Annotated in this window: 25 protein-coding genes and 4 tRNA genes; 23 read left to right on the top strand and 6 right to left on the bottom strand. The window is 58.0% G+C overall.

Annotated features, from left to right (window positions below; translation table 11 throughout):
• The first annotated feature begins 58 nt into the window (after window positions 1–58).
• Window positions 59–658, top strand: coding sequence for a DNA-3-methyladenine glycosylase (locus tag F0P96_RS07725; RefSeq protein ID WP_151078248.1), 600 nt, complete (start codon window positions 59–61; stop codon window positions 656–658).
• Between the two features lie 23 nt (window positions 659–681).
• Here F0P96_RS07725 and F0P96_RS07720 read toward each other — a convergent pair whose 3' ends face one another.
• Both F0P96_RS07720 and F0P96_RS07715 read right to left on the bottom strand, forming a co-directional pair.
• Window positions 682–1,896 (bottom strand): class I SAM-dependent methyltransferase, encoded by a 1,215-nt coding sequence (locus F0P96_RS07720; protein ID WP_151078247.1) that lies wholly within the window; start codon window positions 1,894–1,896, stop codon window positions 682–684.
• A 46-nt stretch (window positions 1,897–1,942) separates the two neighbouring features.
• Window positions 1,943–2,563, bottom strand: coding sequence for a hypothetical protein (locus F0P96_RS07715; RefSeq protein WP_151078246.1), 621 nt, complete (start codon window positions 2,561–2,563; stop codon window positions 1,943–1,945).
• 145 nt (window positions 2,564–2,708) lie between these two features.
• Between F0P96_RS07715 and F0P96_RS07710 the strand changes: the two genes are divergently transcribed.
• Together F0P96_RS07710 and ahcY are read left to right on the top strand one after the other, a co-directional pair.
• The gene (locus F0P96_RS07710; RefSeq protein WP_151078245.1) at window positions 2,709–3,425 is read left to right on the top strand and encodes a DUF4397 domain-containing protein; all 717 of its coding nucleotides are present in this window, start codon (window positions 2,709–2,711) and stop codon (window positions 3,423–3,425) included.
• A gap of 117 nt (window positions 3,426–3,542) precedes the next feature.
• Complete coding sequence (gene ahcY, locus F0P96_RS07705; RefSeq protein WP_151078244.1) at window positions 3,543–4,856, top strand: adenosylhomocysteinase; 1,314 nt, start codon at window positions 3,543–3,545, stop codon at window positions 4,854–4,856.
• Window positions 4,857–4,929: 73 nt separating this feature from the next.
• Here the strand turns inward: ahcY and F0P96_RS07700 are convergent, their stop codons facing one another.
• Window positions 4,930–5,625, bottom strand: coding sequence for a hypothetical protein (locus F0P96_RS07700; protein WP_151078243.1), 696 nt, complete (start codon window positions 5,623–5,625; stop codon window positions 4,930–4,932).
• Window positions 5,626–5,720: 95 nt separating this feature from the next.
• On the opposite strand from F0P96_RS07700, the gene F0P96_RS07695 reads away from it, so the two are divergent.
• The 7 genes from F0P96_RS07695 (at window position 5,721) to nadD (ending at window position 11,066) form a co-directional block, all read left to right on the top strand.
• The gene (locus tag F0P96_RS07695; protein ID WP_151078242.1) at window positions 5,721–6,488 is read left to right on the top strand and encodes a glycosyltransferase family 2 protein; all 768 of its coding nucleotides are present in this window, start codon (window positions 5,721–5,723) and stop codon (window positions 6,486–6,488) included.
• Window positions 6,485–7,522 (top strand): glycosyltransferase family 9 protein, encoded by a 1,038-nt coding sequence (locus tag F0P96_RS07690; protein ID WP_151078241.1) that lies wholly within the window; start codon window positions 6,485–6,487, stop codon window positions 7,520–7,522. Before F0P96_RS07695 ends, F0P96_RS07690 begins: the two co-directional genes overlap by 4 nt.
• Window positions 7,523–7,543: 21 nt before the next feature.
• Window positions 7,544–8,818, top strand: a complete 1,275-nt coding sequence (locus tag F0P96_RS07685; RefSeq protein ID WP_160620363.1) for an O-antigen ligase family protein — start codon at window positions 7,544–7,546, stop codon at window positions 8,816–8,818.
• 68 nt (window positions 8,819–8,886) lie between these two features.
• Entirely contained in the window at window positions 8,887–9,537 is a 651-nt protein-coding gene (locus F0P96_RS07680) for a sigma-70 family RNA polymerase sigma factor (protein ID WP_151078239.1), read from the top strand.
• Window positions 9,538–9,575: 38 nt separating this feature from the next.
• On the top strand, window positions 9,576–9,869 hold the full coding sequence (locus F0P96_RS07675) for a hypothetical protein (protein ID WP_151078238.1): 294 nt from the start codon (window positions 9,576–9,578) through the stop codon (window positions 9,867–9,869).
• A gap of 9 nt (window positions 9,870–9,878) precedes the next feature.
• Window positions 9,879–10,463 carry a guanylate kinase gene (gene gmk, locus F0P96_RS07670; protein ID WP_151078237.1) on the top strand — a complete coding sequence of 195 codons (585 nt, stop codon included), beginning with the start codon at window positions 9,879–9,881 and terminating at the stop codon, window positions 10,461–10,463.
• Window positions 10,464–10,469: 6 nt separating this feature from the next.
• Window positions 10,470–11,066 carry a nicotinate (nicotinamide) nucleotide adenylyltransferase gene (gene nadD / locus F0P96_RS07665; RefSeq protein ID WP_151078236.1) on the top strand — a complete coding sequence of 199 codons (597 nt, stop codon included), beginning with the start codon at window positions 10,470–10,472 and terminating at the stop codon, window positions 11,064–11,066.
• Window positions 11,067–11,142: 76 nt separating this feature from the next.
• Here nadD and frr read toward each other — a convergent pair whose 3' ends face one another.
• From frr to F0P96_RS07650, 3 genes are all read right to left on the bottom strand, one after another.
• Window positions 11,143–11,706: a ribosome recycling factor gene (gene frr / locus F0P96_RS07660; RefSeq protein ID WP_151078235.1), complete on the bottom strand. Its 564-nt coding sequence runs from the start codon at window positions 11,704–11,706 to the stop codon at window positions 11,143–11,145.
• A gap of 51 nt (window positions 11,707–11,757) precedes the next feature.
• Entirely contained in the window at window positions 11,758–12,555 is a 798-nt protein-coding gene (gene pyrH / locus F0P96_RS07655; RefSeq protein WP_151078234.1) for a UMP kinase, read from the bottom strand.
• 66 nt (window positions 12,556–12,621) lie between these two features.
• Window positions 12,622–13,122, bottom strand: coding sequence for an acyl-CoA carboxylase biotin carboxyl carrier protein subunit (locus F0P96_RS07650; protein WP_151078233.1), 501 nt, complete (start codon window positions 13,120–13,122; stop codon window positions 12,622–12,624).
• 106 nt (window positions 13,123–13,228) lie between these two features.
• Between F0P96_RS07650 and F0P96_RS07645 the strand changes: the two genes are divergently transcribed.
• The 13 genes from F0P96_RS07645 (at window position 13,229) to rpoB (ending at window position 25,091) form a co-directional block, all read left to right on the top strand.
• Entirely contained in the window at window positions 13,229–15,805 is a 2,577-nt protein-coding gene (locus F0P96_RS07645) for a M1 family metallopeptidase (RefSeq protein ID WP_151078232.1), read from the top strand.
• A gap of 186 nt (window positions 15,806–15,991) precedes the next feature.
• Window positions 15,992–16,074, top strand: a tRNA-Tyr gene (locus F0P96_RS07635).
• A gap of 28 nt (window positions 16,075–16,102) precedes the next feature.
• Window positions 16,103–16,175: transfer RNA gene (locus tag F0P96_RS07630), tRNA-Gly, on the top strand.
• 53 nt (window positions 16,176–16,228) lie between these two features.
• Window positions 16,229–16,300 (top strand) — tRNA-Thr (locus F0P96_RS07625).
• A gap of 150 nt (window positions 16,301–16,450) precedes the next feature.
• Complete coding sequence (gene tuf / locus F0P96_RS07620) at window positions 16,451–17,638, top strand: elongation factor Tu (RefSeq protein WP_151078230.1); 1,188 nt, start codon at window positions 16,451–16,453, stop codon at window positions 17,636–17,638.
• 117 nt (window positions 17,639–17,755) lie between these two features.
• Window positions 17,756–17,826, top strand: a tRNA-Trp gene (locus tag F0P96_RS07615).
• Between the two features lie 70 nt (window positions 17,827–17,896).
• On the top strand, window positions 17,897–18,091 hold the full coding sequence (secE, locus tag F0P96_RS07610; protein ID WP_151078229.1) for a preprotein translocase subunit SecE: 195 nt from the start codon (window positions 17,897–17,899) through the stop codon (window positions 18,089–18,091).
• Between the two features lie 21 nt (window positions 18,092–18,112).
• The gene (gene nusG / locus F0P96_RS07605) at window positions 18,113–18,673 is read left to right on the top strand and encodes a transcription termination/antitermination protein NusG (RefSeq protein WP_151078228.1); all 561 of its coding nucleotides are present in this window, start codon (window positions 18,113–18,115) and stop codon (window positions 18,671–18,673) included.
• 113 nt (window positions 18,674–18,786) lie between these two features.
• Window positions 18,787–19,230, top strand: a complete 444-nt coding sequence (rplK, locus tag F0P96_RS07600; RefSeq protein WP_151078227.1) for a 50S ribosomal protein L11 — start codon at window positions 18,787–18,789, stop codon at window positions 19,228–19,230.
• A 12-nt stretch (window positions 19,231–19,242) separates the two neighbouring features.
• Complete coding sequence (gene rplA / locus F0P96_RS07595; RefSeq protein WP_151078226.1) at window positions 19,243–19,941, top strand: 50S ribosomal protein L1; 699 nt, start codon at window positions 19,243–19,245, stop codon at window positions 19,939–19,941.
• Window positions 19,942–19,955: 14 nt separating this feature from the next.
• The gene (gene rplJ / locus F0P96_RS07590) at window positions 19,956–20,510 is read left to right on the top strand and encodes a 50S ribosomal protein L10 (protein ID WP_151078225.1); all 555 of its coding nucleotides are present in this window, start codon (window positions 19,956–19,958) and stop codon (window positions 20,508–20,510) included.
• Between the two features lie 60 nt (window positions 20,511–20,570).
• Window positions 20,571–20,951 carry a 50S ribosomal protein L7/L12 gene (rplL, locus tag F0P96_RS07585; RefSeq protein ID WP_151078224.1) on the top strand — a complete coding sequence of 127 codons (381 nt, stop codon included), beginning with the start codon at window positions 20,571–20,573 and terminating at the stop codon, window positions 20,949–20,951.
• 255 nt (window positions 20,952–21,206) lie between these two features.
• Window positions 21,207–25,091 (top strand): DNA-directed RNA polymerase subunit beta, encoded by a 3,885-nt coding sequence (gene rpoB / locus F0P96_RS07580; protein WP_151078223.1) that lies wholly within the window; start codon window positions 21,207–21,209, stop codon window positions 25,089–25,091.
• The last annotated feature ends 315 nt before the right edge of the window (window positions 25,092–25,406 follow it).

Raw genomic sequence — 25,406 nt, 5'->3', positions numbered from 1 at the left:
TGCAGGTAGCGCAGCGTGGCGGCCAACGCACCGCACTTGTCGCCCGTACAGCCGAGCCATGAAGCTTTCCGCCGCCTTCTACCGCCGCCCCGATGTGGTGACCATTGCCCGCGAACTGCTCGGCAAACACCTCTTCACCCGCATCGATGGCGTGCTGACCGGCGGCCGCATCGTCGAAACCGAAGCCTACGCGCACATCAACGACCAAGCGTGCCATTCGCACCTTGGGCGGTTTACCAAGCGCACCAAAATCATGTACGAAGCCGGCGGAGTAGCCTACGTATACTTGATTTACGGCCGCTACGCGCTGTTTAATATCATTACCAACGAAGCCGGCAAAGCCGATGCCGTGCTCATTCGCGGCCTGGAGCCCACCGAAGGTGTGGACGAAATGCTCTTGCGGCGCGGCCTGATGGTGGCTTCAGCGAAACTTACGGCCGGCCCCGGCCTGCTCACCCAGGCCCTCGGCATCAGCACCGCACACTACGGCACCGATGTAACCGGCGACCTGATTTGGCTGGAAGACCGCGGCGAGCAAATACCGGATGAGCAAGTACTGGCCAGCCCGCGCGTGGGCATCGACTACGCGGGCGCCGACGCGGCGCTGCCGTGGCGGTTTCGGGTGCTGGGCAGCAAATGGACCAGCCCGGCGAAATAAAACCGCCGGTCCGACGAGCACTTCTACGTTGTGGTCGGCGCCGGCAAGTGCAGCCGTTCGCAAACCAGCACAATCAGGCGGCCGCGCAAATCGGTAGTGCCAAGCAGGTACAGCGTGCCGCCTTCCCGAATGCCGGTTTTGTAGCGAAAATCGGCTACCGAATCGGGGAAGTTGCGGGTCGTTACGTGGGCGCGCTGCTCGGGACCGAGGTACGCCAGCAGCTCTTTCTTGTCGTATCGGCACGTGGCCACGCAGCGGAAAATGCGGCCGGGAAAGTCGGCACGGAGCGCATCAGATGTGTAAAGGTGGCTGTGCTGGTGCAGCTTCAGCAGGTTGTAGCTGGTGCCGATGCTCTTGAAGCCGCCCGCTTTCAGCACGGCCACGTTGGGCTCGTAGATGTACTGCTGGGGCTCGGCGTAGCGGGCAATGGCGCGCGTTTCGCGCGTTTTGTTAAGCCGGAAAGTTTGCTCACGTCCGTCGCGCAGCAGGTTTACGGTAAGGCGCTCGGGGTCCACGGCCGGCTCGTCGCCCAGCTTGTAGAGCACCTCCTTGCACTCGTTGTCCACGGCCACTACCCACAGCCGCCGCACGTGGCCCAGTTCCTGCACCGCCTGGTCAATGTCGAGCATGGGCGAGGTTTTGAGCAGCACGCGCCGGGCCTTGCGCAGCAGCAGCGGCAGCAGGCGCAGCACGTCCGGCTCGCAGTCGGTCAGCCGGAAAATCTTTTTGTCGGCTTTGTCGCGGCGGGCCGGGTCGAGGTAAATCCAGTCGAAGTACCCGTCAGGTTGTTCGCGCAGCCATTTTTCGGCTTCGGCGGCGTGGCACTGCACGTTGTCGATGCCCAGCACCGCCAAGTTGTGCTCCACCACAGCCGCCAGCTGCGGGTTGCGCTCCACGTAGTGCACTTCCTCGACGTGGGCCGCGAAATGCGCCACGTCTACCCCAAAACCGCCGGTGAGGTCGGCCAGCCGCTGCCCGCTCACGAGGCTGGCTTTGAATGCCGCCGAGCGTGCCGACGACGCCTGCTCAACCGACAAGGCCGGCGGAAACACCAGTTCAGCGTTATCGGCCCAAGCTGGCAGCTTGGCCTTGGCCTTCTGGCGGGCCTGAATCTGGCGCACCAGCTCGGGCACCGGCAAATGCGGATAACGCCGTGCCTGCAAGGCCAGCGTAGCGGGGTCGTCGTGCAGGTGCTCGGCCACATACTGCCGAGCCGCTGCCGACAGCGGAACGTCCATCACGAGCAAAAAACGCGAATCTACGCGAACGGGGAAAGAGCGGAAACTAGCGCAGCGACCAGCCCACCAGCAGCTGCGGCCGACCCGTGGGGGCCGTTACGCCGAGCAGGTTGGGCAGGGCCCGCTCCATACCCATACGGCGGGCGGCGGGTAAAGTGGCGTTGTGCGCTTCCACCGACCGCACAAAGTGCTGGTTGGTGTGGCGCGTAATGAGGGCATTGGCCAATAGGCTGCCCACCGCTACGCCCACGGCGGCTTTCTGGGTGTTGTTGAAGTACTGCCACTCGTCTTTGGCTAACACTTGCTGGCCGTACAGGCTCAGGGCACCCAAAAACACGAACCGCTCACCCAAGTACAGCCACTTCTGCCGGCGGTACCGGTTGAGGTTGGCCACAGCCTCGGCATCGTCGCTGATGTAGGGGCGCAGGCGTTGCCCGAAAAAACCGGCGTTTTGGTACTCCTGGCTGGCGCCGGTAGCAAACCAAAAGTTTTTCTGGGGGCCGTTCAACCCGCGCTCCACATCCTCGGGGCTCAGGCGAATGGTAGCCGGTTGCTGCGGTGCCGACTCTTGGGCTAAAACTGGAGACGATAAAGCCAAAGCGAAGGAAATCGACAAGGCAGTACGGCGCTTCTCGTGCAGAGCGGCCGCCAGGGTGGAGAGGGTCATGCTACAAAGATAACAGTCAAAAGCTCAATGGAAAGATGCTATTCCGCCGGTAGAAATACTAGCCTCCATTTCGCCCCTCCAACAAAAGCCCGACGGATTACGTTCTCAGCGCACCACAAGAGGTGTTCACCTAATTTCTTCTTCCATGAATCACCCCCTGAAACGTTTTGGTCAGCTGTTGTTGCTGGCTGCCGTACCCGCTGCCATTTTCACCAGCTGCGGCGACGATGATCCGGACCCCGTTACGCCCAAGCCCGACCAAGGCAACATCCAAGCCATTCATGTTGCTCCGTACAACAAGGTCAAAGTGGATTTGGTCGTTGACGACAAAAAAGTAGCTGACGCGGATTTTGCCAAATCGACGGGTTATCAAGCTGTAAACACTGGCAACCGTGTAGTGAAAGTAAAGGCCAATGCCACGCAGGCCGATATTCTGTCGCTCACGCAAACCATCGAGAAAGACAAGCGCTACAGCGTGTACGTTTACAACCCAACGGCTTCTACCGTGGGCTCTTTGGTATTGAATGACGACCAGGCCGCACCAGCCGCAAGCAAAGCCAATGTGCGGTTTGTGAACCTCGGCTTCGATGCGGGCCCCATCACCTTGCAACCGCAGGGCGCCGGGGTCCAACCCATTGCCACGGCTATTGCCTATGGTCAGTCGTCGCCAAGCTATGTTTCTGTTGATGCCCGAGCCTACACGCTGGAAGCTCGGCAAGCTACCACTTTGGGTAGCACGCTGACTTCAAAAGCCGTGACGTTTGAAGCCGGAAAGATTTACACCGTCGTACTGCGCGGCCGTAATTCGCCAGCCGTTCCGGCTGATGAGGCCATAACACTAGATGTTATCAACAACAACTAGCAGAGCCTACTACCATCTTTCAGGAAAGCCCGGCGCACTTTGCTCCGGGCTTTTTTGTGTATCACCCGATTAACAAATTGGTTACCTTTGTGGTTGGATTGCGAAAATCTCAAAACCATGATAGAGACCAAGACCTACGTACCCTACAAGGTAAAAGACATTGCCCTGGCCGAGTGGGGCCGTAAGGAGATTCAACTGGCTGAGGCTGAAATGCCGGGCCTGATGGCTCTGCGCGCCCAGTACGGTGAGAGCAAGCCCCTGCAGGGCGCCCGCATTGCCGGCTGTCTGCACATGACGATTCAGACCGCCGTGCTCATCGAGACGCTGCAAGTGCTCGGGGCCGATGTTACGTGGTCGTCTTGCAACATCTTCTCGACCCAGGACCACGCTGCTGCCGCCATTGCAGCCGCTGGCACGCCAGTTTACGCCTGGAAAGGCATGAACGAAGAGGAGTTCAACTGGTGCATTGAGCAGACGCTGTTCTTCGGTGAAGAGCGTCAGCCGCTGAACATGATCCTCGACGACGGCGGCGACCTGACCAACATGGTGCTGAACCAGTTCCCCGAGCTGGCTGCCGGCATCAAGGGCATTTCGGAAGAAACCACCACCGGCGTGCTGCGCCTGATGGACCGCGTGAAGGCCGGCACCCTGCCCATGCCTGCGTTCAACATCAACGACTCGGTTACCAAATCGAAGTTCGACAACAAGTACGGCTGCAAAGAGTCGTGCGTAGACGCTATCCGCCGCGCCACCGACGTGATGATGGCCGGTAAAGTAGCCGTGGTAGCCGGCTACGGCGACGTAGGAAAAGGCACCGCTGCCTCGCTGCGCGGCGCTGGCGCCCGCGTTATCGTGACGGAAATCGACCCGATTTGCGCCCTGCAGGCCGCCATGGACGGTTTCGAGGTGAAGAAAATGGCCGACGCCGCCAAGCGCGCCGACATCGTGGTTACCGCCACCGGCAACTGCGACATCATCACCGAGCAGCACTTCCGCAGCCTGAAAGACAAAGCCATTGTCTGCAACATCGGCCACTTCGACGATGAAATCGACATGGCGTGGCTGAACGGCAACTACGGCCACACCAAGAACACTATCAAGCCGCAGGTTGACCTGTACACGATTGACGGCAAAGACGTTATCGTGCTGGCCGAAGGCCGCTTGGTGAACCTGGGCTGCGCCACCGGCCACCCCTCGTTCGTAATGTCGAACTCGTTTACGAACCAGACGCTGGCCCAGCTGGAGCTGTGGCAGAACGCCGACAAGTACGAAAACAAGGTGTACACCTTGCCCAAGCACCTCGACGAAATGGTAGCCCGCCTGCACCTCGAAAAAATTGGGGTGGAGCTGGACGAGCTGAACGCTAAGCAAGCCGGTTACATCGGTGTAACGCCGGAAGGCCCGTTCAAGTCGGACCTGTACCGCTACTAAGCCGCTGTAGGTTAATACCAAAAAAGCCCCGCCTGATTACTCAGGCGGGGCTTTTTTGGTATTCAGGAACTGGCTAATAATGGTCGCGGTGCGTGTAATGGCTGCCTGGCCTTAAACGAATGGTGTCGTGGGTTACGACACGTACTCCGTTTTTGGTGGTGAGCGTTTCGATGTCGATGAGCTGATTGGCGGCTACTTCTACTCGCGTGGTTCCCGGATCGTGCCAGGTTACCACCACGCCATATCCGAACCTCCCTTGCCGTGGAAAAGAGCCATTGGCAAAGCTGAACGTGGTGTACCCATAATATGGAGAAGGAGTGGAGGTGGGATTTGTCAGCTCAAAATCGATATACGCTTTGCGCGGCAGCAGCCAGTCGCTGGTAATGACAGTATCCCGTGTAAGATCCAGGAAAGAAGCGCCCTTGTTTTCCCGGTCGAGGACATAATCAGCACTGTTGCCCGCGTATTGAACAGCAAAATGCCCGTCGGTAAGCTCGTCGTCCTTTACGTAGAAGCGCAATTCGTAATAGCCGGAAGCATCCGTTTTGGTTGCGGCTTTGCGGCGTATGGTACCTCCGATGATGCCGGTGGATTTAATCCATTTGATTTCTACAGGAAGCTTGCTAATTGGTTGTGCTCCATTGTCGGTTACAAAGCGTCCTTTAATAACCGTACATGATCCGCCGCAAGCCGGTTCGACTTGGTTCTCCTTTCGACATCCGGTGAACAGGAGCAGAGCAATACCAACCATGCGTACCGGTGCTTTCATAATAATTCAGTTAGTGGGGGCGTGGCTGTGTAAGCCTCAGCTTTTAGAGCACCAAAATGTATAACTGGTTGCAAGCGGCGATATTTACCGCTCCTATGCCCTCAGTTCCCCTTTCCGTCGTCATTATCACCTTCAACGAGGAAGCCAACATCGGGCGCTGCTTGGCGGCGCTTGGCGGTGTGGCCGACGACGTGGTGGTGGTGGATTCGGGCTCGACGGACCGCACCGTGGCTATTTGCCAGGAACATGGCGTCCGCGTGGTGACGCACGCTTTTGCCGGCTACGTCGAGCAAAAGAACTTCGCTACGGCGCAGGCCCGCTACAACCATGTCTTGCAACTCGACGCCGACGAAGTGCTGACCGACGCGTTGCGGGCCGAAATCGAGCAGCTGAAAGCCAACTGGCAGCATGCCGGCTACACCTTGCCGCGCCTCACCAACTATTGCGGCCAGTGGGTGCGCCACGGCGGCTGGTATCCCGACCGAAAGCTGCGCCTCTACGACCGGCGCCTCGGTGCCTGGCAAGGGCAGCTGTTGCACGAGCGGTACGAAGTCAAAGCCAACCAGACAGTAGGGTCGCTGACTAATGACCTGCTCCACTACTCATACCCGACCATCGAAAGCCACGTGCAGCAACTCAACAAGTTCACCTCCATTGGCGCTGAAGAGTTGGCCGCGCGGGGCAAGCACGCTGGCTGGGTGCAGTTGGGGTTGAAGCCGGGGTGGAAGTTTCTGCACCTGTATCTGCTTCGTGGCGGCGTGCTCGACGGCTTCGCGGGCCTGGGCATTGCGGCGCTGTCGGCGTGGGGCGTTTTTCTGAAATACGCCAAGCTGCGCGTGCTGAACCGCCAGACTGCCCGATGAAAACCTTCCTCGTAAGCCGTACCGATGCCATCGGCGACTTGGTGCTGACCTTGCCCGTGTGCGGTTGGCTGAAGCAGCGCTACCCCGGCTGCCGCGTGGTGGTGTTGGGCCGCGACTACACCCGCGCCGTGGCAGCGGCTTGTCCGGCCGTCGACAGCTTTATCAGCGACGATGACCTGCAAAAACTGCCCGAACAAGAGCAAATAGCTGCGCTACAGCAGATAGGTGCCGACGCCATTCTGCACGTATTTCCCAGCCGCCGCTTGGCCTCGTTGGCTCGCAAAGCCCAGATTCCGGTGCGCATAGGCACCCGCAGCCGCTGGTTTCATTGGCTCACTTGCAACCGATTGGTGGCCCTGAGCCGCCGCCATTCGCCCTTGCACGAAGCCCAACTTAATATGCAGCTGCTTCGTCCGCTGGGCCTGGCAGCGGTGCCTTCCTTATCCGAGTTGGTGCCACTGGGCCGTTTGGTACCGGCAGAGTCGCTGGCTTCTGCCACTGCCCAGGTGCTGCAGCGGCAATCCGGTCGGCAACTCAACATTATTCTGCATCCTCGTTCGCGAGGCCACGGCCGCGAGTGGGGCCTGGCGCATTTCGGCGCGTTGGCCCGCACGCTGCAGGCCCAGGGGCACCGCGTGTTTGTGACCGGAACCCAAGCCGAAGGCGACTCCATGCGCGAGTGGCTGCAGGAGCACGCGGCAGTACTTACCGATTTAACCGGGCAACTCAACCTGCCGCAGTTTCTGGCTTTCATTGGTGCCGCCGACGGGCTGGTGGCTTCGGGTACCGGTCCGCTGCACTTGGCGGCGGCGTTGGGGCGGCAGGCACTGGGCCTGTTTCCACCCATGCGGCCCATTCACCCCGGCCGTTGGGCGCCACTCGGCCCCAGGGCCGAATACCTGGTGTTCGACAAGCCCGACTGCCAGGATTGCCGCGCCGATGCCGCTGCCTGCACCTGCATCAAGGCCCTACAGCCGGTGCAGGTGCTGGCGCGCATTGCCGCTTGGGAGCCGCTGCCGCCCGCTTACCTTTAGGAGAATGTCGTTTTAGCTTGCGTGAATCCTGTGGTTAGCTTAGTTCGTCGGTGGTACTTCAATGGCTATTTGTCGCAGTACCTGCTACTTATTGCCTGCGTAGCTGGCACCGTCAGCCTATTGCTGACGGCGCGGGCGTTGGTAGCGTTGGCGCCCGTGGCAGCCGTGGTAGCCGCTCTGCTCAATCCTGGCCTGCGCGCTGCTTGGCCGTTGTGGCTGCGTAGCCGCAGCGTGCAGCGGCTGTTGCTGTTGTATGTGCTCATGCCACTCACGTGGTGGTACACGCAGGATTGGCCTGTCTGGCGCCACGAGCTGTTCCGGCAGCTTCCGCTGATTGGGGTTCCGCTGGCTTTTGCCTTGGCTGCACCCCTGAGTGTTCGGCAGCGGTTTGCCGTTGGGGTACTGTTTGTGGGTGGCAATGCGTTGTTGGGCTTGGCTACTGTGGGCTATTATCTGTGGAACACCAACGACGCCCACGAACTAATCAATGCCGGTCAGAACGTGGGTTCCGTTACGGGCGTCTTTCACATCCATTTCGGCTTGATGCTGGCTTTGGCAAGCTTTTTTGGCTTTTCCCTAAGTCAAGAGGACGGAATTGGGAAGTGGGGCCGACCGTTGCTGTTGCTGGCCGCTGCGGCGGCCGCCATTAGCCTGCATGTGTTGGCGTACCGCACCGGCCTATTGGCTTTTTATGCGGGTCTAGCCGCCACGGCAGCGGGCTTGCTGCTGCGCCGTCCGGTGTGGGCGTTGGCGCTATTGGGGCTGGCGTTGCTCATGCCCTTCGTCGCCTATTATTCGCTTGAATCGGTGCGGCAGCGCTACAAAAGCACCCGCTACGATGTCGAGCAGTTCTATTACCAGCACGACATCAACGACTACTCCTTGGCCAAGCGCATTGCCGCCTGGCAAACCGCCGGCGTGCTCGTGCAGGAGCATCCCGTGCTGGGTGTAGCCCCCGCCGATGTGCGCCAGGCCATGATGGAACAGTACGCCTGGCGCGACTACGGCCTGCGCCCCGAAAACCGCGTCATGATTCACAATCAGTACCTGCACTACCTCGTTGGGGCCGGCGTAGTGGGCCTTGTCGTGTGGCTGTGGGCGCTGCTGGGGCCGCTGTGGCAACCCGCCACCCGGCGAAATCCGTACGTAAGGCATTTCCTGCTCATATTCGGCGCCGCCGCCCTGGCCGATTCGCTACTGGAGCTACAAATTGGGTTCAACCTGTTTGTGTTTCTCTACGGCTTTTTGGTGGTAGCTACCGAGCGCCGGGCCGCCGCCCGCGGCGTAACCCAATGAGTAGTTCGTTTCGTTACATTTGCTCGTAAGGCATATTCACAGCTGCCTTGCCCGAACCCCACCCACTTATGAGTGATACTCCCGAACGGGTACCCAAACTGAGCAAGGAGGAAAAAGACCGTCGTTTTCAGGCCGAGCTGCTGCCGGTGCTGGATTCGCTCTACAACTTTGCCTTCCGCCTCACCCTCGACGAGGACGACGCCAACGACCTCGTCCAGGAGACCTATCTGAAGGCCTACCGCTTTTTCGAGTACTTCGAGCCGGGAACCAACGCCAAAGCGTGGCTGTTTCGCATCCTGAAAAATTCGTTCATCAACGACTTTCGGAAAAAAAGCAAGCAGCCGGCCAAAGTCGATTACAGCGAAATCGAAGGCTACTACAACACCGAAGACGTGGATTCGGATGGCGACGCGGGGTCTACCTCCGCCGATTTGCGTCAGCAAGCCACCCGCGACCTGATCGGTGATGAAGTGGCCTCGGCGCTGAACTCGCTGCCCGTGGATTTCCGCACCGTCATCATCCTCTGCGACCTGGAAGGGTTTACCTACGAGGAAATGGCCAAAGTGCTCGATATTCCCATCGGCACGGTTCGCTCGCGCCTGCACCGGGCGCGCAACTTTTTGAAAGAGAAGCTCGAACGTTACGCGAAAAAAATGGGCTACGGTAACGAATCCGACGAAGACGGTGTTGCCTTGGCAGATGACGAAGACGACAACTAGACTTCGAAACTCTTCTTTCTTCCTTTCTCCCCCAAGTTATGGCTGCAAAGTCTACTCCCAACCAACTCGGTGCCCCGGCAACCACAACCGCCCAAGGGCCCGACTGTGAGCGTGTGAATACGATTCTAGACCAACTCATCGTGGGCAACGAGCCCAGCGTTGAGGACGAAGACTACTTCGTCAACCACGCCGAAGACTGCTCGCCGTGCTTCGATAGCCTTGATAAACAGCGCATCTTCGTAGATTTTGTGAACCAGTACGTGGGCCGCAAAGGCGTGCCTTCGGAGCTGTCCTCTAAAATAATGGCGCGGGTGCAGGCCGAAAAGGCCTAATTTCGCCCCATGCAGGGGAAAATCATTGCCTTTTCGGCGCCTTCCGGTGCTGGCAAAACCACCATCGTCCACCGGCTCATGGAACGTGTGCCGGAGCTAAGCTTTTCTATTTCGGCCTGCACCCGCGACCGTCGCGGTCGGGCCGAAGTGAATGGCAAGGACTACTATTTCATTACGGTTCAGGAGTTTCAGGAGAAAATCCGCCACGACGAGTTCGTGGAGTGGGAGGAAGTCTACGAGGGCTCCTACTACGGCACTCTGAAATCGGAAATCGAGCGAATCTGGGAAAGCGGCAAGCACGCCATCCTCGATATCGACGTGAAAGGTGGTTTGTCGGTAAAGGAGTTTTACAAGGACCGCGCCCTGTGCCTGTTTGTAAAACCGCCGTCGATGGAGGTGCTGGAGCAGCGGCTTAAGTCGCGCGCTACCGATTCGGCGTCAAGCATTTCGGCGCGGCTCTACAAGGCCAACTTCGAGTTGACCTTTGAGGACCGCTTCGATGGCGTTATCGTCAACGACGACTTGGATGTAGCCACCGCGCAAGCCGAAAAGCTCGTGCGCGACTTCATTTCGGGCGAGCCGGCCATTGTGTAAGCCCTGATGGCAACGCCTGAGGCTTCGCAACGGGTAGGTCTGCTATTCGGCTCGTTCAACCCCATCCATACCGGGCACCTGATTCTGGCCAACTTTATGGCCACGCGCACCGATTTGTCGGCCGTATGGCTGGTAGTGTCGCCGCAGAGCCCGTTCAAAGTAGAAGAAGAACTGCTGCCCGAAGCCGCCCGCCTGTCCTTGGTCGAACTAGCCATTGCCGGCAACGACCGGCTGCGCGCCCTGGACGTGGAATTCACCATGCCGCGCCCTAGCTACACCATCGACACGCTCGACGAACTGCGCCGCCAGCACCCGGGTACAGAATTCGTGCTCATCACCGGCGGCGACAACCTTGCGGGCCTACCGCGCTGGAAAGGCGCCGAGCGCCTACGAACCGAGCTAGACGTCTACGTGTATCCGCGTCCCGGCTTTGCCGTCGATGTCCTGCCCGATTGGCCGCGCGTACGAGTGGTAGAAGCACCGTTGCTGGACATTTCGGCCACGTTCATCCGGCACAGTCTGCAAGCTGGGGCATCCATTCGCTACTTAGTGCCCGACGACGTGGCGCAGGAAATTGAAGCAAAAGGCTACTGGCAACGCTAACTCAGCTTTACACCATACAACAAAAAGCCCCGCCTGCTGATGCAGTCGGGGCTTTTTGTTGCGCCAGGCAGCGGAATCAGATGGTCATGATTTCCGATTCCTTCTTGCTCATGGCTGCATCAATTTTCACGATGTAGCTGTCGGTAAACTTCTGCACCTTGGCTTCGGCGTCTTTGATGGCGTCTTCGGCAGCGCCTTCCTTCAGCAGCTTACGCAACGACTCGTTCACGTCTTTGCGAATGCCGCGGATGCGCACCTTGCCGCCTTCCGACTCGTTTTTCACCTGCTTCACCAACTCCCGACGACGCTCTTCGGTCATCGGCGGCAGGTTCAGACGAATAGAATCGGCGTCCATGATCGGGTTCAGGCCCAAGTCACTGTTCTTAATGGCCTTCGAGATTTCGCCGAGGATGTTTTTCTCCCAAGGCTTGATAACGAGTGAGCGGGCATCGGGCGCGGCTACATTGGCCACTTGGCTGATGGGCGTGGGCGTGCCGTAGTAGTCCACGCGTAGGGAGTCGAGCATGGCCGGCGAGGCCTTGCCGGCGCGGATGCGGCTGAGTTCGGTGTTGGTGTGCTGCAGCGCCTTTTCCATCGATTCTTCGGCGTCGCTCAGGTACAACTGAATTTCTTCGTCCATTGGGGGGCGGAAATGAGTTGGGAAAATGTCGGGGTGAGTGGTAAAAACAAATCAGGCTTGCTCCGTAGGCGTCGCCGAGGCGCGTTTTAAGTCGGGCTGCAACGCGCTGTGTTTAGGGTCGAGCCGGTGGCTGTCGTCGCCGTTCATGGTAACCAGGGTACCAATGGCTTCGCCCTCCACAAGTTTCTGCAAGTTGCCGCCTTTGTTCATGTCGAACACAATAATGGGCAGATTATTCTCCTTGCAGAGCGTAAAAGCCGTCATGTCCATCACGTTCAGGTTCTTCTCCATTACCTCGTCGAAGGTAATCTGCGGGTAGCGCGTAGCCGACGGGTCTTTCTCCGGGTCGGCGGTGTAGATGCCATCCACACGGGTACCTTTCAGCACCACGTCGGCCTCCACCTCAATAGCCCGTAACGACGCGGCCGAGTCGGTAGTGAAGTACGGGGAACCAATGCCCGCCCCAAAGATGACCACGCGGCCTTTCTCCAGGTGCCGCAAAGCGCGCCGGCGGATGTACGGCTCGCACACGCGCTGAATGGTAACGCCCGATAGCAGACGCGTAGGTACGCCCAGCTTCTCAAGGGCGCTTTGCAGGGCCATCGAGTTGATGACGGTGGCCAGCATGCCCATGTAATCGCCTTGCACACGGTCGAGCCCGAAGGCCTCCGCCTGCACGCCGCGGAAAATGTTGCCGCCGCCGATGACAATAGCCACCTGCACACCGGTTTGAGCCACGGTCTTGATTTCCTCGGCGTACTGCATCAGACGCTCGGCGTCGATGCCGTACTGCTGCTTGCCCATCAGGGCCTCGCCGCTCAGCTTCAGCAGAATTCGGTTGTATTTCAACGGTCTGGGGTTGAGTTGTGACTTAGCTAAAGGCGCAAAAAGCGCCCGGTTGAGGCGCTTTTGAGCTTACGCGAACTGGACCAGAATCTGGCCCTTGTTCACGTTGTCGCGCAGGTTCACCTTTACGGCGCTTACGGTGCCGTCGCCGGGCGCTTTGAGGATGTTTTCCATTTTCATGGCCTCCAGCACCAGCAGCGGGTCGCCTTTCTGCACCGTTTGGCCCGGCGCCACCCGAATATCCACGATTAGGCCTGGCATGGGCGCCTTCACCTCGTTGATCTTATTGCTGGCCGCTTGGCTCATGCCCAGTTTGTCGAGCAACAAATCGAAACGGTCTTTGGCCTGCAGCTCGAAGCGGTGGCCATCGAGCTTGAGCTGCACGGTCTTGGCGGCGCCATCTACGCTCACTACCTCCACGGGGTAGGAGCGGTTTTGCCACAGCAAATGGTAGCGGCCGTTGCCCAACTCCACCAAGTCCCAGCTAAACGGCTGCCCGTTGACGGTAATCTGATCGGGGCGGTAATCGACGTCCCAAACGGAATCGGGGCCGGTGCGGACCTGTAGCATGCGGGCAGGAAATAGGGGTGAGGCGAGGGCGGAAAAGGGCTTAAAGATAGGCGGAATCTGAAATTATTCCCGAACTTCAAGCCCAGATTACCCCAATTCTACCCCAATGAGATACGCGGCCCTCGGCGCCTTCTTCTGGGCTATTGCCTTGCCCTTTACCCTGCTAGGCCAGCCTACCAAGTCGACTCCGAAAAAAAACGGCGCCCGCAAAGCGCCTATTACTCAGCCCGCGCCGGCCGCGCAGATTTCGCCGCAATCCATCCTGGTGGTGCCCAACTGGCTGCCGCCCGTCAACCCGGTGCAGCCCGCCGCCACCATCCTCCACGACCTCGTCGACACCAAGCTCGACGTGAAGTTTGATTGGGCGAAGCAGTGGCTGCTGGGCGTGGCTACCATCACCGTGCGGCCGCATTTCTACCCGCAAACGCAGCTCGTGCTCGACGCCAAGGGTTTTGACGTGAAGAGTGTGAAACTGCTGGCCGGCACCAAGGAAAAGAACCTCAACTACCAGTACGACAAGCGGCGCCTGAGCATCACGCTCGACAAGGCCTATGCCCGCACCGAGCCTTACCAGGTGCGCATTCAGTACATGGCCAAGCCTAACGAACTGGCCGCTGGCGGCAGCGCTGCCATTACCTCCGACAAAGGGTTGTACTTCATCAACCCGCTGGGTACTGACAAGAACAAGCCCAAGCAGATCTGGACGCAGGGCGAGACGGAAGGCAGCTCCTGCTGGTTCCCGACCATTGACCGGCCCAATCAGCGCATGACGCAGGAAATCAGCCTGACCGTAGATGCGCAGTACAAAACGCTGTCGAACGGCCTACTGACGGCCTCCAAGAAAAACAGCGACGGCACCCGCACCGATACCTGGAAGCTCAATCAGCCGCACGCGCCGTACTTGGCCATGCTGGCCGTGGGCGACTACGCCGTCATCAACGATACTTGGCGCGGCAAGCCCGTCGATTACTACGTCGAGCCCAAATACGCTGCCTCGGCCAAGGCGGTGTTCGGCAACACGCCTCAGATGATGGACTTCTTTTCCAAGAAGCTCGGCATCGATTATCCGTGGGACAAATACGCCCAGGTAGCCGTGCGCGACTACGTATCGGGGGCTATGGAAAACACCACGGCCACTATTCACGGCGAAAACGTGCAGCTCACCAAGCGGGAACTGCTCGACGAAAACCGCGACGACGTTATTGCCCACGAGCTGTTTCACCAGTGGTTTGGCGACTACGTGACCACCGAATCGTGGTCGAATCTGCCGCTGAACGAGTCCTTTGCCGATTACAGCGAATACCTCTGGGCCGAGTTCAAGTACGGCCGGGAGGAAGCCGACCTGCAGGCACATAAGAAGCTTGGCTATTACTTCGAGGAAGCCCAGGGCAAGCGTGAACCGCTCATTCGCTACCGCTACGCCGATAAGGAGGACATGTTCGACCGCCACTCCTACGAGAAAGGCGGCCGCGTGCTCCACATGCTCCGCGGCCTCATCGGCGACGATGCCTTCTTCACCACCCTCAACCGTTACCTCGCCCAGAACAAGTACTCGGCTGTAGAAATTGCCGAGCTACGCATGGCCTTCGAAGACGTGACCGGCGAAGACCTCATGTGGTTCTTCGACCAATGGTTCATGCAGCGCGGCCACCCCGACGTGGCCGTGTCGCATTCCTACGCCGACGGTAAAGTGACGCTGCACGTGGTGCAGAAGCAGGACACACTCTATCAACCCATCTACCGCCTGCCGGTTGTTGTCACTACCTGGAGCAACAACCAGCCCACCGACCACCGCATCGTCGTTACCAAAGCCGCGCAAACGTTCCAACTGCCCGTCAACCAGAAGCCCAGCCTCGTGCAGTTCGATGCCGAGAAGACATTGTTGGCCGATCTGGAAGAGGAAAAGACCCAGGACGAGCTGGTGTACCAATACTACCACGCCCGCAACTTCCTCTCGAAGCTACAAGCCATTGAGGAGCTCAAACCCAAAGTGGGCGACCTGCTGGTAAGTGGCATGCTCCGCAACGCGCTCAACGATAAGTTCTGGGGAACCCGCCGGGCCGCGGCCGAGGCGCTACGCCGCTACAAAGGCCCCGAAGGCGGTGCCGTTCGCCAAGACCTCAAGCGCGTAGCCATTACTGATAAAGACAGCCGCGTGCGCAGTACGGCACTGCTTGCCCTCGGCACTTTCCCCAACGAAGACTTCAGCGAAGTATACGCCAAGGCCCTAGCCGACAGTTCGTATCTGGTAATGGGCGCGGCTATCAACGCCTTGGCCAAAGCCCCGACCGTTGCAACGCGCGAAAAAATCAATTCGCTACAAAACGAAACCAACCCGGCCTTGGTCACCGCATTGTCGGGCTATTATGCCCTTAATGGCAATGCCGATCAATACCAGTGGTACCTGCATCGTCTCGACGACAGCAACAGCGCCGAGTTGTATCAGGTAGCTCAGGATTTCGGCACGTTCATGCTCCGCATGCCCGCCGTAGAGCGCGACAAAGGCTTGCGCAAACTCGAAGTCATGGCGCGCACGCATCCCGAATACTACGTGCGTCTTGGGGCATACCATGGCCTCCGAACCCTGTCGGAAAACATGCCGAACCTCAAAGGCACCCTTGCGGACATCCGCGGAAAGGAAAAAGATGAGCGCCTTATTGGTATTTATAACCTGCTGCAATAAAGCCGAATGGCTTTTTTTGCTCACGAAACAGTGGCGAAAGCCAAAAAAATAAACGCATGTTTTTGGCCGGTTGCTTGACTTGCATCAGAAAGCCCTTAATTTTGCGTCTCCATTCACCAGACGGGTTGCCAAAAGCCGCCGAATGAACGGGAAAACAACCTTGGCAACCGGCCGAGTTACACAAGCGGGGGGATTCCAGAGTGGCCAAATGGATCAGACTGTAAATCTGCTGTCTTCGGACTTCGGAGGTTCGAATCCTCCTCCCCCCACACCCTTTTCTTGTCAGTGCCCTTTTACGCGGGAGTAGCTCAGTTGGTAGAGCGGCAGCCTTCCAAGCTGCAGGTCGCGGGTTCGAACCTCGTCTCCCGCTCTAGTTGCCTTGCCGCATCTGCTCACGCAAAAGCCACTGACTCGAAATAACCAGCCGTTGTAGCTCAGGGGTAGAGCACTTCCTTGGTAAGGAAGAGGTCCGGGGTTCAAATCCCCGCAACGGCTCAGAGTGAACCCAACGGGACAGCGCGCCTGTCATCGTCTGGCCTTCTGCAAGCGACGTGCAGCGTTTCCTTCGGGGAGTCTGCGTTTCGCTTTCTTGCAGTATCAGCGCGTTTCTCTTTTTCCTCAAAATTTCTTCCCAATCTCTTTACAATGGCTAAAGAAACTTTTGACCGTTCCAAGCCGCACGTAAACATCGGCACGATCGGTCACGTGGACCACGGCAAAACGACCCTGACCGCTGCCATCACCACGGTGCTGGCTAACAAAGGTCTGGCCGCTAAGCGTGACTTCTCTTCGATCGATAACGCGCCCGAGGAAAAAGAGCGTGGTATCACGATCAACACGGCTCACGTTGAGTACGCTACCGAAAACCGTCACTACGCTCACGTTGACTGCCCCGGTCACGCTGACTACGTGAAGAACATGGTTACCGGTGCTGCCCAGATGGACGGTGCTATCCTCGTGGTAGCTGCTACCGACGGCCCGATGCCCCAGACGCGTGAGCACATCCTGCTGGCCCGCCAGGTAGGCGTTCCGCAGCTGGTAGTGTTCATGAACAAAGTGGACATGGTTGACGACCCCGAGCTGCTCGAACTCGTTGAGATGGAAATCCGCGAACTGCTCTCGTTCTACGACTTCGACGGCGACAACATTCCGGTTATTCAGGGTTCGGCTCTGGGCGGCCTGAACGGTGACGCTACCTGGGTTCCCAAGATCGAGGAGCTGATGGCTGCTGTTGACTCGTTCATTCCGATACCTCCCCGCTTGACGGACCAGCCGTTCCTGATGCCGGTGGAAGACGTATTCTCGATTACGGGTCGTGGCACCGTTGCTACCGGTCGTATCGAGCGTGGCGTAATCAACTCGGGTGAAGCCGTTGAAATCCTCGGCATGGGTGCTGAGAACCTCAAGTCGGTAGTGACCGGTGTTGAGATGTTCCGCAAGATCCTCGACCGTGGCGAAGCTGGCGACAACGTAGGTCTGCTGCTCCGTGGCATTGAAAAAGAAGCCATCCGTCGCGGCATGGTTATCTGCAAGCCCGGCTCGGTAACCCCCCACAAAAAGTTCAAGGCTGAGGTTTACGTTCTGTCGAAAGAAGAAGGTGGCCGTCACACCCCGTTCTTCAACAACTACCGTCCCCAGTTCTACTTCCGTACCACGGACGTAACCGGTATCATCACCCTCGCCGAAGGCGTTGAGATGGTAATGCCCGGCGACAACGTGACGATCAATGTTGAGTTGATCAATGCTGTAGCTATGGAAAAAGGCCTGCGTTTCGCTATCCGCGAAGGTGGCCGTACGGTAGGTGCTGGTCAGGTAACCGAAATCCTCGACTAATTACCGCTGAGTCAAGACAATCCGGCTCCGATTTTTTCGGGGCCGGATTTGTTTTGTCTAAACAGTTCCCTACATTTGCAGTCCCGTTCAAACCCCTGTTTGAATTGGAGCGCTTACACGGGCGTAGTTCAAGGGTAGAATAGAGGTCTCCAAAACCTTTGATGGGAGTTCGAATCTCTCCGCCCGTGCTGATCCTTTTCAGGTGGCTGTACCCGCAGCCACTGCTTTTGCCCCAATCCGTCAACCGGCACATCAATCATGGACAAGCTGACGAAATACTTCCGCGACACCGTCGAGGAGATGCGCTACAAGACCACGTGGCCCACTTTCGACGAACTGCAGAAGAGTGCCGGCCTAGTACTTATCGGTTCGCTGGTGTTTGCCGCCGTCGTTGGCGTGATGGACGTGACGTTTGAGTCGCTCTTGAAGGCCTTCTACAATTCGTTCCGCTAGTCCCAGCCTTAGTATACTACGATGGGAGAATTGAAGTGGTACGTGGTGCGCTCGGTGAGCGGACAAGAGAAGAAAGCCAAGCAGTACCTCGAAACCGAGATTCACCGCCACGGCCTTGATGAATTGGTGCCGCAGGTGCTGATTCCGGCCGAGAAGGTGTACGAGATGCGTAACGGTAAAAAGCGAGTGCGTGAGCGTAGCTTTTTTCCAGGTTACATCCTGATCCACGCCGATCTGACGCACGGTGAGGTTGACCACATCATAACCAGCACGCCTGGGGTGTTGGGCTTCCTCAGCGACAAGGAGGGCAAAACCGCCAACACTAAGCCCGTTCCGCTGCGCATGAGCGAAGTAAACCGCATCCTGGGCATCGTGGATGAAACGGAAGAGCAGACCGCCACGCTTGAGGTGCCTTTCGTGGTAAACGAAACGGTGAAGGTTATCGACGGTCCGTTCAACGGATTCTCGGGCACGGTAAACGAAGTGTTCGAGGAGCGCAAGAAGCTGAACGTGATTGTCAAGATTTTCGGCCGCGCCCAGCCCGTAGAGCTGAGCTACACGCAGGTCGAAAAGGAAGTATAGACACTGTTACAAGTACGGCCGCCAGCCGGGGCTCCAGATTGGCGGTTGCTTCCATAGGAGCATTTTCGAACCGGCATTAGGCGCCACCTAATGTCGACCTTTAACCAACCCAAATGGCCAAGGAAATCAGAGGTTACCTGAAACTTCAGGTAAAGGGAGGCGCGGCTAACCCTGCCCCGCCGATTGGACCTGCGCTTGGATCAAAGGGCTTGAACATCATGGAATTCTGCAAGCAGTTCAACGCTCGCACCCAGGATAAAGCCGGCCAAGTGTTACCTGTTCTCATCACCATGTACACTGACAAGTCGTTTGACTTTGTCATCAAGACGCCGCCCGCGCCGATCCTGCTCATGGAAGCAGCGAAACTGCAAAGCGGCTCGAAAGAGCCCAACCGTAACAAAGTTGGCTCGGTGACCTGGGACCAAGTCCGCCAAATTGCCGAAACGAAAATGCCCGACTTGAACGCCTTCAAGATCGAGTCGGCCATGAGCCTCGTAGCTGGCACCGCTCGCAGCATGGGCATCACCATTACGGGCGAAAGCCCCCTCACCAAGTAATCGGCTACGACCATGGCAAAAGTGAGCAAAAAGCGCAAGGAAGCCCTTGCCAAGTTCGACCTGACGGAAGTACGCTCGTTGCAGGACGCGGCCAAAGTGGTAAAGGAAATCACCTTCACCAAGTTTGATGCCTCGGTTGACATCGACGTGCGCCTAGGTGTTGACCCCCGCAAAGCCGACCAGATGGTACGTGGCGTTGCTACGCTGCCCCACGGCACCGGCAAAACGGTACGCGTTCTGGCCCTCGTGACCCCGGACAAAGAAGCCGAAGCTACGGCTGCTGGTGCCGATTTCGTAGGTCTGGACGACTACATCGCCAAGATCGAGAAAGGTTGGACCGACATCGACGTAATCATCACGATGCCGGCCGTAATGGCTAAGGTTGGCCGTCTGGGCCGCGTATTGGGTCCGCGTGGCCTGATGCCGAACCCGAAGTCGGGCACCGTAACCACGGACGTAGCCAAGGCTGTGCAGGAAGTGAAGGCAGGTAAAATCGACTTCAAAGTTGACAAAACCGGCATCATTCACACCTCGGTTGGCAAAGTGTCGTTCGGTGAAGACAAACTCGCTGAAAACGCACTGGAGCTGATCCAGACCTTGCAGCGTCTGAAGCCTTCGTCGGCCAAGGGTACCTACATCAAGAGCATCACGCTTTCGAGCACGATGAGCCCGGGTGTACCGGTTGATACCTCGGTTAACTCCGCCAAATAATAACGCGCCTGATCATGACGAAGGAAGAAAAATACGCCCTCGTAGATGAGCTGGCCGAAAAGTTCGGCGAATACAGCTTCTTCTACCTCACGGATGCCTCGGGCATGACCGTGGCGAAGATCAACGAATTCCGTCGCCTGTGCTACACGCGCGGCATGGAATACAAGGTCTACAAGAACACCCTGATCCGCAAAGCGCTGGACCGCCTCTCGGGCGACACCGCCGAGCTGGACGCAGCCCTGAAAGGCCAGTCGGGCATCCTGTTCTCGAAAGAGTCGGGCTCGGCTCCTGCCAAGCTGCTGAAGGATTTCTACAAGTCGCAGAACTACGGCAAGAACGTAGAGCCGAAGCCGGCGCTGAAAGGCGCTTACCTCGACAGCGACCTGTTCGTAGGTGCCAACCAGCTCGAAACGCTGGCCACCATCAAAGGCAAGCAGGAACTCATCGGTGAAATCATCGGTCTGCTCCAGTCGCCCGCCAAGAATGTTATTTCTGCTCTGTCGAGCGGCGGCAACAAACTGGCTGGCATCCTCAAAACCCTTTCGGAAAAAGAAGAGGCCGCAGGCTAACCGCTGCTCTCTTTTATTCATTCAATCGTTTTCAACAACACCCCCAAATTTTTTTGCAAAATGGCAGATTTGAAAGCATTTGCAGAGCAGCTCGTTAGCCTGACCGTTAAAGAAGTTAACGAACTGGCTGGTATCCTGAAGGACGAGTACGGCATCGAGCCGGCAGCTGCTGCTCCGGTAATGATGGCTGGTGGTGGCGCTGGCGCTGCTGCTGAGGCTCCCGAGGAGAAGACCTCGTTCGACGTAATCCTGAAAGCCGCTGGCGCTCAGAAACTGGCTGTAGTGAAGCTGGTGAAAGACCTGACCGGCCTGGGCCTGAAGGAAGCCAAAGAACTGGTTGACGGCGCTCCGAAGCCCCTGAAAGAAGGTGTTGCTAAGGACGAGGCTGACTCGCTGAAGAAGCAACTGGAAGAAGCTGGTGCTGAAGTAGAGGTTAAGTAATTAACCTCCCACCCACCTGCTTCATCGGACGGACCCCGCGGTTACCGGTGACATTGCGTCAGCCGTTTCCGTTTCAACCCGCCCAACAAGCATGGAGAAGGCCTGGCAACTAAGTCAGGTCTTTTCCTGTTTGTAGCCTACGAACTTTGCTGAACGCGGTTTCCTCGCCCTTAGGGGCGTTTTCGCGCGTCTACGCGTAGAAGCTACGCAAAGTTTGCAGAGTACCACCCTTTGTCATTTTAACCCCCTTACACGTTGGCTACACGCAAGAAAACGGCTTCGGCCGAGGAGCGGATCAACTTCGCCAAGATTAAGAAGGTTATTGAGTATCCGGATTTCTTGGACGTACAGTTGCAGTCGTTCCAGGATTTCTTTCAGCTCGAGACGGCCGCCGAAAATCGTACGGATGAGGGCTTGTTCAAGGTGTTTGCCGAGAACTTCCCGATTTCGGACTCGCGCGAAAACTTCGTGCTGCAGTTCATGGATTACCACGTCGATCCGCCCAAGTACTCGGTTGACGAGTGCATCGACCGTGGCCTGACGTACTCGGTACCGCTGAAAGCCAAGTTGCGCCTGCTGTGCAACGACGCCGATAACGAGGACTTCGAAACCATCGAGCAGGAAGTGTTCCTCGGGAACATTCCCTACATGACGGAGAAGGGTTCCTTCGTAATTAACGGCGCCGAGCGGGTTATCGTATCCCAGCTGCACCGTTCGCCGGGCGTGTTCTTTGCCCAGAGCAAGCACACCAACGGCACGAAGCTGTATTCGGCCCGTATTATTCCGTTTAAGGGTTCGTGGATTGAATTCGCCACGGACGTGAACAACGTGATGTACGCCTACATCGACCGGAAGAAGAAATTCCCAGTTACCACGTTGCTGCGTGCCATCGGCTACGGCACCGACAAAGATATTCTCGACCTGTTCGGGCTGTCGGAAGAGGTGAAAGCCGACAAGAAAACTCTCAAGAAGGTAGTTGGCCGCAAGCTGGCTGCCCGCGTGCTGCGCACTTGGACGGAAGACTTCGTAGACGAGGACACCGGCGAGGTGGTTTCGATTGACCGCAACGAGGTGCTGTTGGAACGTGACTCGACCGTTGAGGACGAGGACATCGACACCATCGTGGATTCGGGCGTGAAGTCCATCATCCTGCACCGCGAAAACGTCAACATTGCTGACTTCGCCATTATCTACAACACCCTCCAGAAGGACAATTCCAACTCGGAGAAGGAAGCTGTAGAGCAGATTTACCGCCAGCTCCGCAACACGGAAGCGCCCGACGAAGAAACCGCGCGTGACATCATCCAGAAGCTGTTCTTCTCGGATAAGCGTTACGACCTCGGCGACGTTGGCCGTTACCGCATCAACAAGAAGCTGGGCCTCGACAAGAACTGGGAAGCCCGCGTACTGACCAACGAGGACATCGTCCTCATCGTGAAGTACCTGATCGGCCTGATCAACTCGAAGGCCGTGGTCGATGACATTGACCACTTGTCGAACCGCCGTGTGCGCACCGTGGGCGAGCAGCTTTACGCCCAGTTTGGCGTGGGCTTGGCCCGTATGGCGCGTACCATCAAGGAGCGCATGAACGTGCGCGACAACGAGGACTTCAAGCCCGTTGACCTGATCAACGCCCGCACGCTGTCGTCGGTTATCAACTCGTTCTTCGGCACCAACCAGTTGTCGCAGTTCATGGACCAAACCAACCCGCTAGCTGAGGTGACGCACAAGCGTCGCGTATCGGCGCTCGGGCCGGGCGGTCTATCGCGCGAGCGGGCTGGTTTCGAAGTACGTGACGTACACTACACGCACTACGGCCGCCTCTGCACTATTGAAACGCCGGAAGGCCCGAACATCGGTCTGATTTCGTCGCTGTGCGTGCACGCCCGCGTCAACTCGATGGGCTTCATCGAGACGCCCTACCGCACCGTGGAAAACGGCACGGTAGATATGAGCGAGAACGTGAAGTACCTGACGGCTGAGGAGGAAGACACCCACCACATCGCGCAGGCCAACGCCCGCCTCGATGACAACGGCAACTTCCTGTCGGACCGCGTGAAAGGTCGTTTCGAAGGTGACTTCCCGGTGGTAGAGCCGACCGAGTACACCTATATGGACATTGCACCGAACCAGATTGTGTCGGTGGCTGCCTCGATGATTCCGTTCCTGGAGCACGACGACGCCAACCGCGCACTGATGGGCTCGAACATGCAACGTCAGGCCGTGCCGCTGTTGCGTCCGCAGGCTCCGATTGTGGGTACCGGCCTCGAAGGCCGCGTAGCCATCGACTCGCGCGCCTTGGTAGTAGCCGAAGGTCCCGGCGTCATCGACTACGTCGATGCCAACAAGATCATCGTGAAGTACGACCTTTCCGCCGAAGACATCCTCGTGAGCTTCGACGCCGAGCGTATTACGTACGATTTGATCAAATTCCGTCGCACCAACCAAGATACCTGCATCAACCTGAGCCCCATCGTGAAACGCGGTGACCGGGTTGAGAAAGGCCAGCCGTTGTGCGAAGGCTATGCTACCGAAGGCGGTGAGCTGGCCCTGGGTCGTAACATGCAGGTGGCATTTATGCCGTGGCAGGGTTACAACTTCGAGGATGCCATCGTTATTTCGGAGAAGGTGGTCCGCGACGACATCTTCACTTCGATTCACATCGAAGAGTTTGAGCTGGAAGTACGCGAAACCAAGCGCGGCGAAGAAGAGCTGACCTCGGAAATTCCGAACGTGAGCGAGGAAGCCGTACGCAACCTCGATGAGAACGGCATCATCCGTATCGGTGCGGAAGTACGCGAAGGCGACATTCTGATCGGTAAGATCACGCCGAAGGGCGAGACCGACCCGACTCCGGAAGAGAAGCTGCTGCGAGCCATCTTCGGCGACAAGGCTGGCGACGTGAAAGATGCCTCGCTCAAAGCGCCGCCCTCTTTGCAGGGTGTCGTTATCGAGACGAAGCTGTTCTCGCGTCCCAAGAAGGACAAGAACCTGCGGGCCAAGTCGAAGCGCGAAGTAGAGGAGCTGAAGGACCGCTACGCCGCTGAGCTGCGTGGCGTGAAAACGGTGATGGTGGAGAAGCTGGTGCAGTTGCTGGAAGGCAAAACGTCGCAAGGCGTGAAGCACCGCTTCGGTGACGAAATCCTGAGCAAGGGCGTAAAATTCGGGAAGAAGAACATCACGGAAGCCTTGTTCCCCGACAAGAACCCCTACAAGGACGAGAGCAACTACGCCGTGCCGGAGGAGGTCAACATGTTCAAGGATTTGATCCTGGAAGGGTGGACCGCCGACGAGAAGGTGAACAGCATGCTCGTGGAGCTGGTGAAGAACTACACCAAGCGCCGCAACATCGTAACGGCCCGCTTCAAGCGCGACCGTTTCACGCTGGAAGTAGGCGACGAGCTGCCCGCCGGCATCGTGCAGCTGGCCAAAGTGTACATCGCCAAGAAGCGCAAGCTGAAGGTGGGGGACAAGATGGCCGGTCGCCACGGTAACAAAGGAGTCGTAGCACGTATCGTGCGCGATGAGGACATGCCCTTCCTGCCCGACGGCACCCCGATGGACATCGTGCTCAACCCGCTGGGTGTACCGAGCCGCATGAACATCGGTCAGATCTACGAAACGGTACTGGGCTGGGCCGGCCTCAAGCTGGGCCGCAAGTACTCGACGCCCATCTTCGACGGTGGTACCGAAGAAGAAGTGGCCAAGGAACTGACCGACGCCGGCCTGCCGGATTGGGGTCGTGCGTACCTGCACGACGGCCTCTCTGGCGACCGTTTCGACCAGCCAGTAACCGTGGGCGTGATTTACATGCTCAAACTCGGTCACCTAGTCGACGATAAGATGCACGCCCGTTCCATCGGTCCGTACTCGCTCATCACGCAGCAGCCGCTGGGTGGTAAGGCGCAGTTCGGTGGCCAGCGCTTCGGCGAAATGGAAGTATGGGCTTTGGAAGCCTTCGGCGCTTCGAACATCCTGCAGGAAATCCTGACGGTGAAGTCGGACGACGTGATTGGCCGTGCCAAAGCCTACGAAGCCATCGTGAAGGGCGACGTGTTGCCCAAGCCGAATATTCCCGAGTCGTTCAACGTGCTCATTCACGAGCTGCGTGGTCTGGCCCTGGAAATCACGCTGGACTAATAAAGCTGCATAGAGATGGTTGCTGGTGCCTGCGGGCGTCGGCAACCATTTCGTGCATACTGCGAGCGGCTGCGCGACATGCTTTTCGGGTGTTGTTCCGAGATATGGTCAGGACAACAAACACCGCCTGAAAAGTCATCAACCAGCCATTCGATGAAGTCAACCGGACTTCACCCTCAGACCCGATGAAACCTACTGCGCGGCGTACCTATCCGACCCGCAGAGCACTTTTACGTGAGTCGAGCTGTTCTGAATTTCTGCGGTATTGCCTACGGGCAGCTGCAAGGAAGCAGGCAGTGAACAGCAACAAGCTAA

Source organism: Hymenobacter busanensis, from assembly GCF_008727865.1.
GTDB lineage: Bacteria > Bacteroidota > Bacteroidia > Cytophagales > Hymenobacteraceae > Solirubrum > Solirubrum busanense.
This window is presented reverse-complemented; position numbering and strand designations above follow the sequence as displayed.

What these genes read in the sequence shown, in the direction of transcription:
- F0P96_RS07725 (WP_151078248.1), top strand. Translation starts at nt 59, where the DNA reads ATGAAGCTTTCCGCCGCCTTCTACCGCCGCCCCGATGTGGTGACCATT.
- F0P96_RS07720 (WP_151078247.1), bottom strand. Translation starts at nt 1,896, where the DNA reads ATGGACGTTCCGCTGTCGGCAGCGGCTCGGCAGTATGTGGCCGAGCAC.
- F0P96_RS07715 (WP_151078246.1), bottom strand. Translation starts at nt 2,563, where the DNA reads ATGACCCTCTCCACCCTGGCGGCCGCTCTGCACGAGAAGCGCCGTACT.
- F0P96_RS07710 (WP_151078245.1), top strand. Translation starts at nt 2,709, where the DNA reads ATGAATCACCCCCTGAAACGTTTTGGTCAGCTGTTGTTGCTGGCTGCC.
- ahcY (WP_151078244.1), top strand. Translation starts at nt 3,543, where the DNA reads ATGATAGAGACCAAGACCTACGTACCCTACAAGGTAAAAGACATTGCC.
- F0P96_RS07700 (WP_151078243.1), bottom strand. Translation starts at nt 5,625, where the DNA reads ATGAAAGCACCGGTACGCATGGTTGGTATTGCTCTGCTCCTGTTCACC.
- F0P96_RS07695 (WP_151078242.1), top strand. Translation starts at nt 5,721, where the DNA reads ATGCCCTCAGTTCCCCTTTCCGTCGTCATTATCACCTTCAACGAGGAA.
- F0P96_RS07690 (WP_151078241.1), top strand. Translation starts at nt 6,485, where the DNA reads ATGAAAACCTTCCTCGTAAGCCGTACCGATGCCATCGGCGACTTGGTG.
- F0P96_RS07680 (WP_151078239.1), top strand. Translation starts at nt 8,887, where the DNA reads ATGAGTGATACTCCCGAACGGGTACCCAAACTGAGCAAGGAGGAAAAA.
- F0P96_RS07675 (WP_151078238.1), top strand. Translation starts at nt 9,576, where the DNA reads ATGGCTGCAAAGTCTACTCCCAACCAACTCGGTGCCCCGGCAACCACA.
- gmk (WP_151078237.1), top strand. Translation starts at nt 9,879, where the DNA reads ATGCAGGGGAAAATCATTGCCTTTTCGGCGCCTTCCGGTGCTGGCAAA.
- nadD (WP_151078236.1), top strand. Translation starts at nt 10,470, where the DNA reads ATGGCAACGCCTGAGGCTTCGCAACGGGTAGGTCTGCTATTCGGCTCG.
- frr (WP_151078235.1), bottom strand. Translation starts at nt 11,706, where the DNA reads ATGGACGAAGAAATTCAGTTGTACCTGAGCGACGCCGAAGAATCGATG.
- F0P96_RS07650 (WP_151078233.1), bottom strand. Translation starts at nt 13,122, where the DNA reads ATGCTACAGGTCCGCACCGGCCCCGATTCCGTTTGGGACGTCGATTAC.
- F0P96_RS07645 (WP_151078232.1), top strand. Translation starts at nt 13,229, where the DNA reads ATGAGATACGCGGCCCTCGGCGCCTTCTTCTGGGCTATTGCCTTGCCC.
- tuf (WP_151078230.1), top strand. Translation starts at nt 16,451, where the DNA reads ATGGCTAAAGAAACTTTTGACCGTTCCAAGCCGCACGTAAACATCGGC.
- secE (WP_151078229.1), top strand. Translation starts at nt 17,897, where the DNA reads ATGGACAAGCTGACGAAATACTTCCGCGACACCGTCGAGGAGATGCGC.
- nusG (WP_151078228.1), top strand. Translation starts at nt 18,113, where the DNA reads ATGGGAGAATTGAAGTGGTACGTGGTGCGCTCGGTGAGCGGACAAGAG.
- rplK (WP_151078227.1), top strand. Translation starts at nt 18,787, where the DNA reads ATGGCCAAGGAAATCAGAGGTTACCTGAAACTTCAGGTAAAGGGAGGC.
- rplA (WP_151078226.1), top strand. Translation starts at nt 19,243, where the DNA reads ATGGCAAAAGTGAGCAAAAAGCGCAAGGAAGCCCTTGCCAAGTTCGAC.
- rplJ (WP_151078225.1), top strand. Translation starts at nt 19,956, where the DNA reads ATGACGAAGGAAGAAAAATACGCCCTCGTAGATGAGCTGGCCGAAAAG.
- rplL (WP_151078224.1), top strand. Translation starts at nt 20,571, where the DNA reads ATGGCAGATTTGAAAGCATTTGCAGAGCAGCTCGTTAGCCTGACCGTT.